General features: G+C 31.6%; 12 protein-coding genes. 9 read left to right on the top strand and 3 right to left on the bottom strand.

Features of this window, described 5'->3' with window-relative positions; translation table 11 throughout:
- Nucleotides 1-114 precede the first annotated feature (114 nt).
- A complete protein-coding gene (locus ACFSC2_RS15630; RefSeq protein WP_379814445.1) occupies nucleotides 115-1,209 on the top strand; it encodes an exopolyphosphatase in 1,095 nt (364 codons plus the stop codon).
- 82 nt (nucleotides 1,210-1,291) lie between these two features.
- On the opposite strand, the gene ACFSC2_RS15625 is transcribed toward ACFSC2_RS15630, so the two are convergent.
- The 3 genes from ACFSC2_RS15625 to ACFSC2_RS15615 form a co-directional block, all read right to left on the bottom strand.
- Nucleotides 1,292-2,026: a DUF3667 domain-containing protein gene (locus ACFSC2_RS15625; protein WP_379814446.1), complete on the bottom strand. Its 735-nt coding sequence runs from the start codon at nucleotides 2,024-2,026 to the stop codon at nucleotides 1,292-1,294.
- Between the two features lie 352 nt (nucleotides 2,027-2,378).
- Nucleotides 2,379-3,071, bottom strand: a complete 693-nt coding sequence (locus tag ACFSC2_RS15620) for a hypothetical protein (protein ID WP_379814447.1) — start codon at nucleotides 3,069-3,071, stop codon at nucleotides 2,379-2,381.
- Nucleotides 3,072-3,152: 81 nt separating this feature from the next.
- Nucleotides 3,153-7,091, bottom strand: coding sequence for a M23 family metallopeptidase (locus ACFSC2_RS15615; RefSeq protein WP_379814448.1), 3,939 nt, complete (start codon nucleotides 7,089-7,091; stop codon nucleotides 3,153-3,155).
- 309 nt (nucleotides 7,092-7,400) lie between these two features.
- Here ACFSC2_RS15615 and ACFSC2_RS15610 point away from each other — a divergent pair, with 309 nt between their 5' ends.
- The 8 genes from ACFSC2_RS15610 to ACFSC2_RS15575 all read left to right on the top strand — a co-directional run bounded on the left by ACFSC2_RS15610 (nucleotide 7,401) and on the right by ACFSC2_RS15575 (nucleotide 16,223).
- Entirely contained in the window at nucleotides 7,401-10,274 is a 2,874-nt protein-coding gene (locus ACFSC2_RS15610; RefSeq protein WP_379814449.1) for a hypothetical protein, read from the top strand.
- Nucleotides 10,275-10,294: 20 nt separating this feature from the next.
- A complete protein-coding gene (locus ACFSC2_RS15605; protein ID WP_379814450.1) occupies nucleotides 10,295-10,486 on the top strand; it encodes a hypothetical protein in 192 nt (63 codons plus the stop codon).
- Between the two features lie 424 nt (nucleotides 10,487-10,910).
- Complete coding sequence (locus ACFSC2_RS15600; protein WP_379814451.1) at nucleotides 10,911-11,534, top strand: hypothetical protein; 624 nt, start codon at nucleotides 10,911-10,913, stop codon at nucleotides 11,532-11,534.
- A gap of 46 nt (nucleotides 11,535-11,580) precedes the next feature.
- A complete protein-coding gene (locus tag ACFSC2_RS15595) occupies nucleotides 11,581-13,317 on the top strand; it encodes a hypothetical protein (RefSeq protein ID WP_379814452.1) in 1,737 nt (578 codons plus the stop codon).
- A 351-nt stretch (nucleotides 13,318-13,668) separates the two neighbouring features.
- On the top strand, nucleotides 13,669-13,863 hold the full coding sequence (locus tag ACFSC2_RS15590; protein WP_379814453.1) for a hypothetical protein: 195 nt from the start codon (nucleotides 13,669-13,671) through the stop codon (nucleotides 13,861-13,863).
- Between the two features lie 21 nt (nucleotides 13,864-13,884).
- A complete protein-coding gene (locus ACFSC2_RS15585) occupies nucleotides 13,885-14,355 on the top strand; it encodes a hypothetical protein (protein WP_379814454.1) in 471 nt (156 codons plus the stop codon).
- Nucleotides 14,356-14,371: 16 nt separating this feature from the next.
- Complete coding sequence (locus ACFSC2_RS15580; RefSeq protein WP_379814455.1) at nucleotides 14,372-14,929, top strand: DUF6046 domain-containing protein; 558 nt, start codon at nucleotides 14,372-14,374, stop codon at nucleotides 14,927-14,929.
- Complete coding sequence (locus ACFSC2_RS15575) at nucleotides 14,922-16,223, top strand: hypothetical protein (RefSeq protein ID WP_379814456.1); 1,302 nt, start codon at nucleotides 14,922-14,924, stop codon at nucleotides 16,221-16,223. The genes ACFSC2_RS15580 and ACFSC2_RS15575 overlap by 8 nt, the downstream gene beginning before the upstream one ends.
- The last annotated feature ends 5 nt before the right edge of the window (nucleotides 16,224-16,228 follow it).

Raw genomic sequence — 16,228 nt, 5'->3', positions numbered from 1 at the left:
TGTTTTTATAAATTTGCGATCTCAAAATTTAATATTTTTTACTTTATACTTTTCAACTTGATAATGAGTTATTATACTCTTATCAAATTATATTAATACCACAATTAAATCATAATGCTTAAAAAAAACAAAACCCAAATTTTATTTTTTATTCTTTTAAATTTATTTTTTTCCATCAATTCATTTTCTCAAAAAAGCATCTATGCTGGAATTGAAATTGGACGCAGAGCAATAAAAGTTTCTGTTGTGGATGTAAACAATATCAAAAAAGCGGATTATAAAATCCTTTCTTTTTGGACAGAAAGAATTCCGTTTGCAGATCATATTGCAGCTAATGGAGAACTTACTCAAGAAGATATTACCAAAACCAGCGTAATAGTAGTTGATCAATTAAAACAAATAAGAGCTAACTACAAAATCCTTGAAGAAAACATCTTTATCGTTGCAGCGCCAGTTTTTGCATCTGCACGTAACGTTGAAGCTTTAACTAATAAAATTTCTACTTTAACTAATAAAAGTGTTGATGTTTTAAATGTAAGCGAAGAGGCAAAAACATTAGTAAAAGGTGCTATTCCGCCGGTTGATTTTGCTACAGCTTTCTTACTTGATATTGGTGCTCAAACTACTAAAGGAGGTTACATTGACGAACTTAAAGACAATAAATTAGAGTTTGTTCCTCTAGAACTTAGTTTTGGAACAATGACACTTACTGATGCTGTAGAAAAAACAGTGGTAAATAAAAGTCAGGTAAATGATATGTCGACTTTTCAGGAAAAATCTTTTGATTATAATGTAATTTTACGTAAAAAGACTAAAGAATTATTTGATGCCAACCCTCCTTTAGCTAAAAAGGATAAATTATATTTATCTGGTGGTGCTGTTTGGGCGTTCTCAACTCTTTTTTATGACGAAAATGTTAAAGACCATTATATTACGCTAACACTTCAGGATGTTGTCGATTATGACGCTATTCTAAAAAACAACTTTAACAAGTATACCAACCTTGCAAAAACAAACAAAGAAGCTGCAAGAGTTTTAAACACTTATGACCAAAAATACTTGATCTCTGCAAACAATATACTTGCAACTTGTCTTGAAAGTATTCCAGATTTAGGATCTAAGAAAATTTACTTTGTAAAAGACGGACAAGTAACTTGGTTAATCTCTTACATTGCAGATCGTTCTAAGAAGGTAAATACTAATTTCTAAAGGTATTTCGTTCTCATATAATCACAAAAAAAGCTTCAGATTTCTCTGAAGCTTTTTTTATTCTTTCAAATCTAAAAAATTATTAATGCATATATCGCATTCCAATTTCATTAATTAAATTATTAATTCCTTGTTTTGTAATTAAAAACAAAGCGGCTATTAAGAATACTTTAATTAATAAATTGATCTTATTGTAATTGTACGCCGAAAAATATTGATAAAAGAAAACAGCAATGTAAATATAGACCAAAATGGTCATGATAAGATTTGTGATTTGGATTACCTCAACATCATTTGTCAAAATCATACTGCAATAAATAAAAAGACGAAAAGTAATGATTCCTGCCAAAAGGAATATATTGAGTACTAAATTTTCAGTATAATTCTGCTTGCTTTTTCTAAAGATTATATAACTGAATAAAGCATAAATTGGAATCACGATAAAGCTTGTAATTTTTGAATAATCTTTAATCACTTTAGAAAGACCAGAAGCGCTGTTAAAAACTTCTGTCAGATCTACTTTCGACCATTTGGCTAAAAAGTAATTGAGAGTGAGCAGGATAATTACAGTGGCGAAGTAATTAAAATGTTTTGTTCTTTTTCCGTTAATAAATTCCCTTACGCTATGTCCTGGTCTTGTAAAAAGTTCTTTTATGGTGTAGAAAAAACCTTTGTCAAAATGGAAAATTCCGTGAATAAAATCGTGAACGAAAAAATGTTTTAAAGAATAGCGATGTGTGCTGGTTTCCTGTCCGCAATTTGGGCAATAATTTTCAGAAACTATTCGGTCACAATTCAAGCATTGTCCTGTACTCATAAATTAAAAAATTAGTTTTCTCTTCTAGATTTTATCTTCTTTACTTAGTTGTCCTAAATGAATAAAAAGAGGCATTAAAAAAACTTGCAGCGTAAAAACAGGAATCATTTCTGAAATTAAAACACCTGATTTTTTAATTTAAAGAAAGAAAATCATAAAAAGGTATAATTGGTTTTGATTAGTTTTAAACAAAAATCATTTAATTAATTGATTCTTACAATAAGTCAACTTTTTATGACTACTTTTTTTGTTTTTTTTGAGATTATATGGAATAAAAAAACTGCGTAAAAGTCTAAAACGATTTTTACGCAGTTTTTGTAGATTGATGTTATACTCTAGAAATTATTAGTTTTTATTCATCGCCAATTTCTGGAAAACATTCAACTTTTTCTTTTTTAAGATCTACTTCAATTATTTTTTCCTTTTCCAAGTCAAATTTAAAGGCTCTTAATACTTTTTCATATTTTCCAGATTTATCTATTTTATTGATTACAACGCCAAAATATTGATGGTGCTGATTATTTTCACAGCTAAATGATAAATATCTGTTTCCTTCTATTTTATATTGGTGTTCATCCTCATCTATTGCTTTACCAATATTTAAAATATCGACCACTTTCCAATAATCTTTCTTTTCTTTTTTAAAAAGCACCTCTAAAATATTTCCTTTGTCATTTACATTCAGTACTCCAAAATCTGTAATTCTAATAGCTTTTTCTACTTTTAAGTTTTCATTGTTTAATGCCGATAAAACTTGATATTTTTCATCCTCTGACAAAGTCGAATCAATTAAAAAATCCGGATGATCTTCTTCAAATTTATATTTACCATTATTGTAATTGATGAATATTCCTGCTACACTTAATTCTGCACTGTTGTATGTATTACCTATTTTTAAGTCATTCTTTACAGATGACTGGAGAGAATCAGAAGTATAAATTTTAAGACTATCATTTTTGATAGTAGATTTTATTAATTCCTCTTTATCATTTTTTTTGCAAGAGATAAAAAGGATAACTGTTATTATAAAAAATGTTCTTTTCATTTATTTTATTTATTTTGTTTTATTAGCTAATATATCAAATAACATTATATAATATTGATCTTTTTTTTAAGAAATTTTGTATTATTTTTGATTTTCTTTTATTGGATTAGTATTTACAGCATCTTTTAAATTGCTTATTTCTTCCATAGGATTTAAAGCAGCTCCTCTACCAGCTCTAGAGCTTCTAACCTCAAAATGCAAATGATTAAATTTTGATGGCTGTCCTTCTGCTTCCCCAGTTTGACCTGTGTAACCAATAAGAGTACCTGCTTTAACTTTCTCAAGATTTTTTACGACTATTTTATTCAAGTGAGCGTAGAAAAAATTATATTTTTTTTGATTATAATAACCTTCAATTCTAACATTTAATCCAAAGGTGCTAGAATATTCAGGATATAAAATTAACGCAATTCCATCAACACATGCATATACAGGTTTATCAACAGGTGAATAAAGATCTAGTCCTAAATGTTTACCTTTGCTTCTTTTATTTGTTTCTAGTAAATAGTTACTTTCGTTAATATCCCAACCAGATCTATACCACCCTCTTAACTCCATATTATCTAATGGGTTATGCCATATATTTCTACCATATTCACCATCATTAAAACTCTCATAATATTTAACAATTAGTTCTTTCAACTGTATACCATTCTTTTTTATGTCTACATCTAAACTTGCATTTTTATCATATTCTTCAGTGCCTAATTTATACATTGTATCATTCAAATCATTCCCAAGAAAAGCTGGAGCAAAAACAGCTAAATATATATCTTCTGGCTTAGTTGGTAACTTAGCTACCGTCTTCATATATTTTTTGACTTTTTCTAACTGTTCTAATTGTGTCATATTTGCATATTGAAGTTTTAACTTGTGAAGTTCATCAAAACCACCTCCTTTATATTCTCCCATATCAGTAAGTGGCTTTTGAGTAAATTGAATTAGCCCTACTGCTCTTGAAGATCTCTTGCCCTTACTATCAACACTATTAAATGAATCTATAGTTAATTTTTCTTTTGGAATTAGCTTTTTACCTTCTATTTGATGAGGAGCAAAAGTCTCCCCTGTCTCTCTATTCATTACTGCCATCAATCCATTTGCCATTTCTAATGAATTATCTGGCCAAAGTTCTTTACAAATCTTATATACTTTCACCCTAAATTCTTTGCTTACTTTTCCACCCCAAATTAGTAAAGGATCATTTTCATCAACTATATCTTTATTCTTCCCTTCACCTACAATCATAACCAAAACTTTGTCTTTTAATTTTATTGTAGAATATTCTTCAACACCAGCGTAATACTTTACGACTTCCCCAAGTTTAAGTTTTTTATCAAGGTTTCTCATAAGAAAACTTGCGGCGGCTACCCCATCAGAATTGACTCTTACTTTGCTTATGTAAACTGGTTCTTCGTTCGCTTTATGTACTTTCAGCGTAACCTCGTCTCCTACCATATTTTGGGTTTTAGCAACTATAGCTACCATTGCTCCTTCTTTTCCAAACGGAACTTGATCTTCAGATCTTAATCTTTTCCCATCATATCTAAAGTAAATTTCAACTACATCTTTATCAGTCGTAGTAGATATAACGGTATCCGATTCATAATTTACTGGACTAATAAACTTATACGGTTTCCCATTCTGGATTCCTAATAGTCTAAATCCAATTTTAGCGTTTCCATCATCCTCTAAACCAATAAGTTCTCTAAAACTCGAGTCAAACTTTATTTCTTTAAAAATATCTCCATTTTCATTAGTATTAACATCAATATAATAATCTGTTTTTTTATTTCTTAAATAAAAATAAACCCTAACCAATTGATTTTCATAATAAGGTATATGTGCAGTAATCCAATTGCTTTCTCCAGCAAAACCAGATTTTGTTTTTTTACTCCCATTTTTTGACGCCCAAAAAGCCTCTGCTATTTGCGCATTCTTCATTTCTAAATTAAAAACTGCCTTTGCTTTGGAGCCTTGTCTGGTATCACTATAAGCTTCAATTGTATATTCCCCTTTTTTGTGAGGGAAAGGCACATCAAAATAAGTCCATTTATGTAGGTACATTTTTTTCGGATTATGATCATCCATAAGCATTGGAGATCCTGGTTGGAAATATGGCTTATGGTTTGCATCATAAATTATCCATTTTACATCTTCTTTTTCTTCGTCTGTAGCTGGATTTATTTTGAAGGTTTTGGTTTCTAAAGACAGATTATTGTTTGAAAGTCCTAACAAGAAGACATTTTTATTTAATGCTTTTCCGATTTGACCAATGCTTGCAACTTCATTTTTAACTGCATTAATCTTATAGTCAAACTTTAATGCATATTGATCTTTACTTCTAACTTTAATACAATATTCTCCTAAACTTGGTATAGAAAATTTAATAATTCCTGCTGAATCCAATTCTTTTTCCTCTGAAATGACAGTTACTTTATTAGCAGTCTTATTTTCAACCTTATAATAAAGTTTCAAAGGATTTAATGTTTTTACTTTAGAATTTTTCAAAGCAACTTTAAAAAATTTATCTTTTGCAGATACTCTTGTAATTCCCTCTTGAGTAACGGCAGAAGATGTAATTATAATTTGCTGAGCAATTATTTTTAATTCTATGTAAGTAGCTGTTGCTGCACTTTGTTTTTGTTTAACTGTATAATCTTTTCCGTAGGCATCGATTCTATAAGTTCCTTCTTTATCAAAATTGTAGCTAAATGAAACACCTTCGTTTTTAAAAATATTTTCTTCCTCAGTACCAACATTATAAACGATCCAATTAATATTCTCTTTTTGATTTTGTCCTTTACTTATAAAAGCTTCATCAACAAAAAAGTCAAGACTTTCACCTACAATAAACGAAGATGTTCTCACATTTTTAATTTTTACAGCCCCTTTATTTACGCCTCTTCCATCAAAATTTGTTTCGTTAATTTGTTTAAGAAACACATAAAGAGCTTCTTTTCCAATATTCGGATACATCTTATCGACACTTAGGTTCGGATAAATTTTTGTTTTCGTTGTTATAGTTAAAGTATTTGGCAAAGATTCAAGGCCCTCAACTTCTTTTAGTAATAGAAATAATTCATCGTATTGCTCAAAAAGATTGGCAACATTTATATTCTCATTTAATAGGAGCTTTTTAATAGCTTCCCAGCGTTCTTTATTTAGTGGAAAAATAGATTCTGTGAGTATATTGTCATCAATCGCTTTAATCATTTTTACACGAACGTCTTCCCAATTAAAATTCTGTATTTCAATGGATGACAACATCGATTTTTTCAAATCTGCATACATGTGTGTAAACAGTTTTTCTTCGGGTTTACCATCAAAATCTGCCGCAACAGCGCCATTATCAAAAGCTTTAGAAATACGTTCCCAATAATCTATTTCTCCTGTATTGTTTGCTTTTGCGAAATCTAATTTCTTTTTAATTTCGGCTTTAATTATTGCTATTGATGGATCATTGGTATTCGTTTGAAACATTTGCGGTACCGATAAGCTTTGCTGTCCTGTAAATCCATAAACTTGTCCTGTTGAGCTTACATTTTGAAGACTTTCCTCTGCTCTCGAGAACGGAGAAGTATTGCCAGCAGATGAGACCGAATTGATTGTGATTCTGTCAGTGGTATCAGCAGCGCCTCCCCCGTTTGGAGCGTTTGAAATTGAAGTATCAGATGAAGACCAAATATCTCCAAAAATATTCTTCCCAGAAACCAAAGAAGTATTGCCTTCAGACATGGCTCTTTTTTCGAACATTGCCACTTTGATGTCTTTGGCGCCTTCTTCGGTTACGGAAGTAGAAAGGTTTAAACCAGCATTTTGTTCCTGCCAAAGCTGCTCTATATCTTTTTGCTGATGGATTTCTTTGGAGACTTTTGCCAGCTCTTTGATCATGGTTTGAGTCAACTGTTCTGAGCTTTCTATGTCAGCACTATTTTGTATTGAAATATTGAAATTGTGGATTGTATTTTTTTTCATCACTACGTTTTTTTCAGGCTGTAAAAGTAGTTCTCCAATCTGCAATTTTGAATTTTTAAGACACTACAATTCAGTAGTTTCAGCAGAAACAGAACTTACTGAAACTACCGAATTCACAGGGCTTTTTATGCTTCTTTTTCTGTTTTTCTGATTTACTTTTACACCCTTCAAATTTCAAATCGGAGTACACTGAGAATTTGAAATTCTTCCTAAAAAAATCATATAAAAAAAGACCGTAACCAAAATCTAAGCCTATGGAAAAAAAACTAAAAATCCTCGACAAATGTCATTTTCAAAAATTCTTGAAATACACTCCAAAAACAATTCGATTTAATAATTATTAAAAAAATAAAAATGGCAATACAAACATTAGAGACTATCAAAAATTGGTTTAGAACCAGCTTAAAACCAACACAACAGCAATTCTGGGATACTTGGGATTCTTTTAGACATAAAGAGGACAAGATATACGCAAAGGAAATCGAATATCTTAGTGAATTTATTAAAGAAACTACTCCTAAATTACCTGTAGAAGGAAACCTTAATAGAGTAACTAAAATAGGAAATGACTTAGAGGGAAATATTGTTCTAAAAGACTCTAATATAGAAGATTTAGAAAACCAAGTAATTATAAATTCTGCAACAGAAATTGACAGTCAAATCGAAGGAGAAAGCGGTTTAAAATTCCGTCAATTAAAAAATAAAAAAAAGGCAAAAAGTGAAATCATATTTCCTGCCGACGTTATGCCAACTGTTGCAATTGATGGAACTGCCTATTTTGCGTATGGAAACGTAGTAAAAAAAGTAAATCCTGATAATACCATAACAGATTATTTTTCATTACCCGAAGGATGTTTAATAAGTAGCAAAATTATTACTAGTTCCAAAAATTTAGATTTGTTCTTATTATATGAAGACGATGATTCTTTCTACCATTTAATAAAATTTAACCAGACTGGAGTTTTATCTGTTTTAAGATCATCTAATATCTATTGTTATAATGAAGCTACTGACAAAAACGATAATATATATATTAATGAGCCTTCAACAACCACAACGATAAAAGTAGATACCTCAACATCAAGTAATAGCTTATATTATGACGGAGATATCACAATGAGTATTTTAGGTTTTGACCTTGAATCTAATTGCTATTTTTACCATTACGATAATTACAATATAATCTATAAATTAGATCCAAATGGAAATAAATCTGTTTTCATTAACCTTGGTTTCGAGTTAGGAGGAGGCTGTGTAAAACCAGATGGTTCTTTATATATAACTTCTAATAATTATGAAGATAAGAATATCTACTTTATTGATAAACTAGGAACAACTATCACTGTATATGTTTCGATGCCGTACAGACCACATGCATTATGTCTTCTAGAAAATGGCTTTTTGTATGTTCATAATAATGACTACGACAATGGTTTAGTATATAAAATTTCTCCTGATGGAGCATTCAGCATGGTTGGAAATGCCGGTAATTCGCCAAGATATATGGCCGTTACTCAATCAGGAGTAGTGTATGTTAGTAATAGTGCCTCTTATAATATTATAAAAATTTCTGAGCAAAGTGGTGATGCTTTATTGACATTAGATGACGAAGGAAAAATTATCTTAACCAATAAGGAAATTATTGCCCAATCTGATTTCAAAACTATTAATGGGGAATCGTTGATAGGTTCTGGAGATATTACAACAAATAACGCTTCCTCTTTAGAGGAAGTTTTAGATCATGGCAATACAACAAGTAAAAGTGCTGTATTCTATTCTCCTTCATACAGTGACAGAATCAATATTTCTTGGGAAGGCTTGGAAGCAACCGATTCCCCTCAAAACAGTTCTGTAAAAATATCAAAAGAAAATATTCAAGGTTTTAACATCGAAGGCGGCTTAGATGGTGTTAATACGCTCAATTTGACCAATAGATATGTTGATGGAGATGCAATCTACAACTTTGATCAATTTAAGCCAGCAGGGCACTATACAATCGCCACAAGAGATGATATAAAAAACGGACTGCCTGTTTCAGCAACAGAATCAGGAATTATCAATAATGAGCCTCTACAGGAATTGGGAGGTTCAGATAAATTGATTAACGGAATCAGAATTGGTAAAGGAAATGCTAATTTCGAGAATAACTTAGTAATCGGAAGAAACGGTTTAGCATCTGTAACTACAGGACAGTATAATGTTGCTATTGGAAATGGTGATGGAGAAGTTGAAGGTCCTTTACAATATTTGACAACTGGTATCAATAACACAATGGTCGGTTCAGATGCAGGAGTTAACACTATTTCAGGAAATAATAATACAGGCATTGGAACTCTTTCATTATTTGAAAATACAACTGGATCAAACAATACTGCAATTGGTTTTGCGACTCTCGCTTCTAATACAGAAGGCAACTCTAATACTGCAGTAGGAGTATCAGCTCTAAACTCAAATACAACAGGTACTTACAATGATGCTTTTGGCCGTCTTTCTTTAAGCAAAAATACTACTGGGAGTTATAATACTGCTTTAGGCAATAGGTCGTTATATGAAAATATTAGTGGATTATACAACACAGCAATAGGTACTGGGGCATTATACAGAAACCAATTCGGAAGTCAGAATGTGGCCATTGGCTTTAATGCTTTAAGAGACAATGTAGGAACGGATGGATCAAATATATACGGCCATAGAAGCATTGCAATTGGCGGAGGTACTATGCAGTTAAATACAACAGGACACGGAATAGCAATTGGTAATTTTGCAATGAGTCAGCAAACTACAGGGACACATAATATTTCTATAGGTCTACAAGCCGGAAGCGGTATTACGACTGGCAACGGAAATGTAATAGTTGCTGGAACTGGTTTTATTCAAGCTGGCGGCGGGATTACAACGGGAAATAATAATATGATCATTTCTCCTAATAATGGAAATACTACGGGAATTACGACAGGAAATGGTAACGTAATTTTAGGAAAAGTTGCTGGATTAAATGCAGCATTAGAAAACAATATTGTGATCAGTAATGGTGTTGGAAACATAAAAGCTCAAAATGACGGAACTAATTGGAAGTTTACAGGACAACTAAACAAAACAGCATTAGACGTCGCTCCTGACTCAGCAACAGCCACAGGGACTGTTGGAGAAATAAGATACACTGCTGATTATATTTATGTCTGTACGGCTACAAATAAATGGGTTCGATCTGCTTTAACTACTTGGTAATAATCTCAAATTTAAATTATATGAACAAATCACAAATCGCAGTATTGATTAGTATTTCAATTGTATTAACAGGTTTTATCGACACCAAATTCGATCTTTTACAAGATGCTGGATTATCGTTGTTGACAATAAACAGAATTAAATTAGCTGGTTTGGTTTTATCAGCAGTATTACCAAGTATTTCAGAATTATATTTTAAAAAAACAGAGTAAAAATCTCATCAAAATGAGAGAAAAATGAAATTAAAAATTTCTATTTTTTTAATTTGATTTATTAAAAAGCGGGCATTAGAAGTTTTGGTTTTCTAATGCCAACTTATTTTTTCAGCACCTTTCAGCATACAGTTTCATTGTAGTTCAAACCTCTTACTTCTACTGCAACTACTGATTTATCAAGATCTTTTACACTATTCTATCTCTTTTTAGGGTTTACTTTTACATCCCTAAAATTTCAAAGATGCACCATTTTACTCTCGCATAATTTGAAAATACTTCTGAAAAATCACATTAAAAATAAAGTAACTGAAATCTACAACTATGGAAAAAAAATTAAAAATTCCTGACAAATGCCATTTTAAAAATTTGAGTCAACAATTCCAAAAAACATTTCGATTAACAATTATTTAAAAAGTAAAAAATGGCTATACAAACATTAAACACTATTAAAAGCTGGTTTAGAACTAGTTTAAAACCATCTCAACAGCAATTTTGGGATACTTGGGATTCTTTTAGACATAAATATGATAAGATTTATGCAAAAGATATTGAAGGTCTTGACCAAGCACTTACCGAAAGCAAAGTTGTTAGATCTGGAGAATTTATGATATTCAAAGTAGCTCCAAATACAGGCAATTACTTAGAAGTCGGCGATAGCGTAGTTGGCTATTGCGAAGGGAATTTCCTTTGTGAAGCAACCTATTACGGCGGAGATACAAGTTTGATGAGCAGTTTTACCAAACCAAATAGCACGGTAGGAAGAATTTTATCCTTCACAACTGATTATTATTATGGTGAAAAAATTATTTATGAACTTAATGACGATGTTCGACTAAGATATACTTCTTGTGGCGCCTACAATGGAATTTATATTCTGTATAAAAAACCTGGAGAACTTGAATTTTCTAGTATATGGCCGAGCGGATATTATCCAGAAACATGGGTATCATGGCTTGAATTGACTCCTGGCACCATCCTTAAATTAACAGATAATCTCGGTGATTTCGAAGATTCGGAAGAATTTGTAATACAAAACGTAGAATAATTCAGAAAGCTCAAAAAAGAATAATCAATAAAAAATCTAAAACAAAATGGAAAATCAAGAACCAAAACAATACGTCGGTAAGCCATTAAAATTAAATACAGTACCAAGAAGTGAGAATGAGACAGTTAATATACTTGTACAAGGAGCTGACAAAACCGTAAAATTTATTCCTAGAAACGAGATTGAGGTAAATGCCGATTGGAATGCAAATTGGGGACCAGCTCAAATCTTAAACAAACCAGATATTTATGCATTAGAACAGCGAGATTCAGATTTACAAAATCAAATCTATAACAAGCAAGATGCATTATATTCTGGATTTAATATTAAGACTATTAATGGTGAATCTATTTTAGGAGAAGGGGATATCAGCAGTACTCCAACTTTGCAACAAGTAATGGATGCTGGAAGTGCTGCCATGATTGATGGAGAAGCTGGAATACTATGCACCTCAAATAATGATTACTCTAGATTTTATCTAAGTGGAGAGATGGTAGAATTAAATAATCTTGATACAGGTTTAAAAAAGGCAATTTCGCTAAACTTGAAAGATGGAGAACTAAAGATAACTAATCAAAATACCACTACAGGGAAATATACGATGATTAACTTATCAGCAAATCCAACAGTTAATACAGAAATATCGTTTCCAAATAAAGAAACTGCAGGTAATTATGTTTTAGCCACTACAGCGGATTTTAAGACTATAAACGGCGAGTCTATTGTTGGAGAAGGAGATTTAACTTTATCATCAGCTTCTATGCCTGATGGAGCAATTAAAATCGCAGGAGGATTATCTCTAGATGGAACATTCCGAAATTTAACGGATAACTTAGGAAATTCGACTAGATTATGGATTAACTATTCTTCTGTTACCAGTGTAGCTGGCGACAATACATTGAATAACGTCGCTTTTGGTCCTAACTCAATGTGGAATGCTTCATCTGGTACAGAAAATACAGCATTCGGAACTGGTACGTTAGGCCCTAATACTTCTGGAAGTCAAAATACAGCAATTGGCTGCTCATCGCTACGAAGTAATACTACAGGATTTAGCAATACAGCTGTGGGATGGGGATCTTTAATCTCTAATAAAGAAGGTTCAGATAACATAGCTTTAGGAAATGGAGCAATGTTCCTCAATAAATCAGGAAACAATAATATAGCAGTTGGTCATAGTTCCTTAAATGGCAATACTACTGGTAATGATAACATCGCAATTGGATATGCTGCCTTACTTAGTAACGTATCTTCTCGAAACCTTGCAATTGGGACAAGAGCAATGATTTTTACAGTAAATGGTAATAATAATTTAGCCATTGGTGAAGAGTCTTTACAATCTAACATTGACGGATCATGCAATACTATTATCGGAGCTCATGCTTTAAAAAATAGCATTGATGGTTCGTGGAATGTTGCCCTTGGAATGTACGCTGGAAGGTACATATATGATGGAAACACCAGTAATACCTCCTCAAATGGTTCAATTTTTCTAGGATCAGGAACAATGGCCTTACAAAATGAAGGGTCTAACGAGGTTGTAATTGGAGATTATGCAATAGGTGCAGGAAGTAACTCTGTTACTTTAGGGAATGCTAATATTACTAAAACTATATTGAGAGGTGCCGTGAGTGCTAAATCATATAAACTTGATTCTCTAAATACTGCTCCAACTAGTTCAACAGCTGCTGGTAATGTAGGAGAAATAAGAGTAACAGCAGATTACATATATGTATGTACAGCAGTAAACACTTGGGTTAGATCTGCTCTAACAACTTGGTAACTATAACTGCATAATCTGCCACGGGATTCAAACAACCTTTACCAATTAACACCCAAAGATTATAAGGAGAATAAACATTTCCTAATAATCCTGGGTGTTTTTTACTGTTTCAAAAGCAAAACTAACCTCCCTTTAAAAAACACTCAAAACCAACAAGTTAATAAAAAAAATCTACTGAAACTACTGAAAACACAACATCAAATTTTCGTTTTTCAGCCACTTCTGCCCTACTTTTACATACACTAAAGTCGAAAAGAAATCTGTTCAAAGCAGACACAAACACTTCATTTTTAAAGACTTTAAAAAAATAATTACCTCAACTTTTTCATAATAATTAAACAATCACTAATCATGGATTTTACACCAAAAGATTTAGGAGAAATACCTCCAGCACCAGACATGAGCAATTTTAAAAATCCTTTGGCTCAAACTTCTGAAGGAAACATTTTTATTGATCAATTTACAATTACTCCATTAAACATTTCTCCCAAAAATGAAAGCTTGGAAGAAGCAGTCAAAAAAGAATGTAGAGACAGCAATATTTAATTCTTATCAAAAACGTAAAAAATGCTTGACGAAATAACAATCCAAAACCTAAAAGAAAAACACGGCTCTTTGCTTAAACTTACTTCTGATGATCAATCGGTTACTGTTTACTGCAAAAAACCTTCTTTCAATGCATTTCTAAATTATCAAAATATTTACAAAGATAATCCACATGAAGCCATTTTGTTTTTGTTTAAAGAATGTGTCTTAGAAAACGAAATTTACGATGATGAATTTATGCTTTCTGCTGGAAATTCTATTGTAGAAATGATCAAAAAAGACAGTGAATTTTCAATTAATGCAACACCTCAAAAAGACGAATTCAAAAAATCGGCTGCTTTAATTCGAGCTGCTTTTCAGGTTGATCCTTATCAATTGTCAATGGATGAGTTTTACAAATTACTTGAAGAAGCACTTTGGCTGCAAAAACATAACGAAACAAGACTTGAAAACACACTTATAACAGCTTTTTCAAAAACATTTTCAAATTAAAAAAATATAAAAAATCATGAAATTCAATTTTAATGTAAATGAAGTTTTAGAAACTCAAGACATAGAATACAGCGGCATTAATTATAATGAATCAGAATCTAAAGATTTTATCATAGATAAAACCGGGGGTGAATTCAATCTTCGCGTTTTCGCTCCTTTGGTTTTTGAACCGCTTGTAAAAACCGATCTCAATCTGCCTAGTTTAAGAGTGGATGCCGTTACGGTGAATCTTAGTCGTTCTAAAATGATCAAAAAAGAAAGTGTTGAAGGACGAGATTCAACAATCAAAGAGCATATTACCAATGGCGATTTCAGCATTTCGATAGAAGGTTTAATCGCCAACGAAACTGGAGATGAATACCCAAAAGAAAAGCTCTTTTTGCTGAAACAATTCTTAAATGCCCCTTATTCTTTAAGAGTTACACACGCGATTTTAAACAGATTCGGAATTTACGAACTAGTTATCGACTCATATTCTATTCCTTCGATTTCTGGTACAAAAAACATTCAAAAATTTACTGCCAGCGCCACTTCTGATGAAACGGTAGAACTAATAATTAGAGATAATGCTTAAACTAAATGCCAAAATTAGAGTTTACGAAACAGTCAGACTGATTCCAACTCCAAAATTTTACGAGTTTACTTATGTCAAAAATGTCGAAATAAACAGTTCTTATAAATCACTGACCGATACAGCGACTATTGTGATGCCGAAAAAAGTATATACAGATACCAAAGGTTTTGATCAAAACTTATTTACAAATGCCGACGGAACAGAAAAAACAATACATGATTTCTTTAAAGTGGAGAATTTTATCGAAATCTTGTTAGGTTACGATGGTGATTACAAACCTGCTTTTAGAGGTTACATAACAGGAGTTCAATCGGATATAAATGCAGTAATAACATGTCAAGATGCGATGTATGCTTTTAAAAAAGCGAAGGCAGTTAAAGACGATGATGTTCAGGATAAAAAAGACACTTTGAATGTTGTGGCATCAAATCCGTCCATAAATATTGAAAATTTTAATCCAAAAACTTTTTTCGAAAAGAGAATCAAAGAACTAAAATTACCTTTTAAAGTTAATGCCCTTAACGAAAACTTAGGAAATATTATAATCAGCAGAAATCATAGTTTGACACAAATTTTTGAAATGCTGAAAGACAAAGGAATCTTTACTTATTTTAAAATGGAAACTTCTGGTCCAGTTCTTACAATAACTAATAATCCACAAAAGCATACGCCAAATGAATTATCTGGTTTTATTGATCGAAACTTTATCAAAAGTCCATTAGCAGGTGCTGTTGTAAAAAAACTAGTTAATCAGGGATTAAATCTTTTGGTATCTCAATTAAATAAAGCTTCAGAATCAGTATCCAGCAGTTTTTCTGGAAGAGTAAATTTTAAATTCCGCTATAATATCATTGATGATAAATTAGTGGTTATTAATGAATCATCAAAAAATACCCGAACTAGAGTTGAGAAATATTTTAAAAACTCTAATACTCCAATTTATGTTGAATTAGGAGATCCGAACGGGCAATTAGTAAAAACCCACGTTCTCCATAGTGATACTGATTTATTGCCAAAAGATGCAGAAAGTTTCAAAAAAGCAACCACCGAAATCGCTTCAGAATTATATCAATACGCTGCTTTGAGAGCAATGGAATCTAAGCCAAATGGTTTTGATGGTTATATTCTCACTTTTGGCGAACCGTTTGTGCGTCCTACGGATAAAGTAATTCTTGAAAATGCAAAAGATAAAGAGAAAAACGGAACTTTTCAGGTAGAAAAAGTTGAACGAAGTTATGGGGATAATGGTTATCGCCAAAAGATTTTTTTAGGAAGAAGAGTCGAATCAGTATAAAAAAA

The organism is Flavobacterium artemisiae (assembly GCF_042678225.1).
Lineage (GTDB): Bacteria > Bacteroidota > Bacteroidia > Flavobacteriales > Flavobacteriaceae > Flavobacterium > Flavobacterium artemisiae.
Note: the sequence above shows the minus strand (reverse complement) of the source record. Positions and strands in the feature narration are given on the sequence as shown.

Bases quoted from the DNA above. Each gene is read 5' to 3' on its own strand.
- ACFSC2_RS15630 (WP_379814445.1), top strand. From the start codon at position 115: ATGCTTAAAAAAAACAAAACCCAAATTTTATTTTTTATTCTTTTAAAT.
- ACFSC2_RS15625 (WP_379814446.1), bottom strand. From the start codon at position 2,026: ATGAGTACAGGACAATGCTTGAATTGTGACCGAATAGTTTCTGAAAAT.
- ACFSC2_RS15620 (WP_379814447.1), bottom strand. From the start codon at position 3,071: ATGAAAAGAACATTTTTTATAATAACAGTTATCCTTTTTATCTCTTGC.
- ACFSC2_RS15610 (WP_379814449.1), top strand. From the start codon at position 7,401: ATGGCAATACAAACATTAGAGACTATCAAAAATTGGTTTAGAACCAGC.
- ACFSC2_RS15605 (WP_379814450.1), top strand. From the start codon at position 10,295: ATGAACAAATCACAAATCGCAGTATTGATTAGTATTTCAATTGTATTA.
- ACFSC2_RS15600 (WP_379814451.1), top strand. From the start codon at position 10,911: ATGGCTATACAAACATTAAACACTATTAAAAGCTGGTTTAGAACTAGT.
- ACFSC2_RS15595 (WP_379814452.1), top strand. From the start codon at position 11,581: ATGGAAAATCAAGAACCAAAACAATACGTCGGTAAGCCATTAAAATTA.
- ACFSC2_RS15590 (WP_379814453.1), top strand. From the start codon at position 13,669: ATGGATTTTACACCAAAAGATTTAGGAGAAATACCTCCAGCACCAGAC.
- ACFSC2_RS15585 (WP_379814454.1), top strand. From the start codon at position 13,885: ATGCTTGACGAAATAACAATCCAAAACCTAAAAGAAAAACACGGCTCT.
- ACFSC2_RS15580 (WP_379814455.1), top strand. From the start codon at position 14,372: ATGAAATTCAATTTTAATGTAAATGAAGTTTTAGAAACTCAAGACATA.
- ACFSC2_RS15575 (WP_379814456.1), top strand. From the start codon at position 14,922: ATGCTTAAACTAAATGCCAAAATTAGAGTTTACGAAACAGTCAGACTG.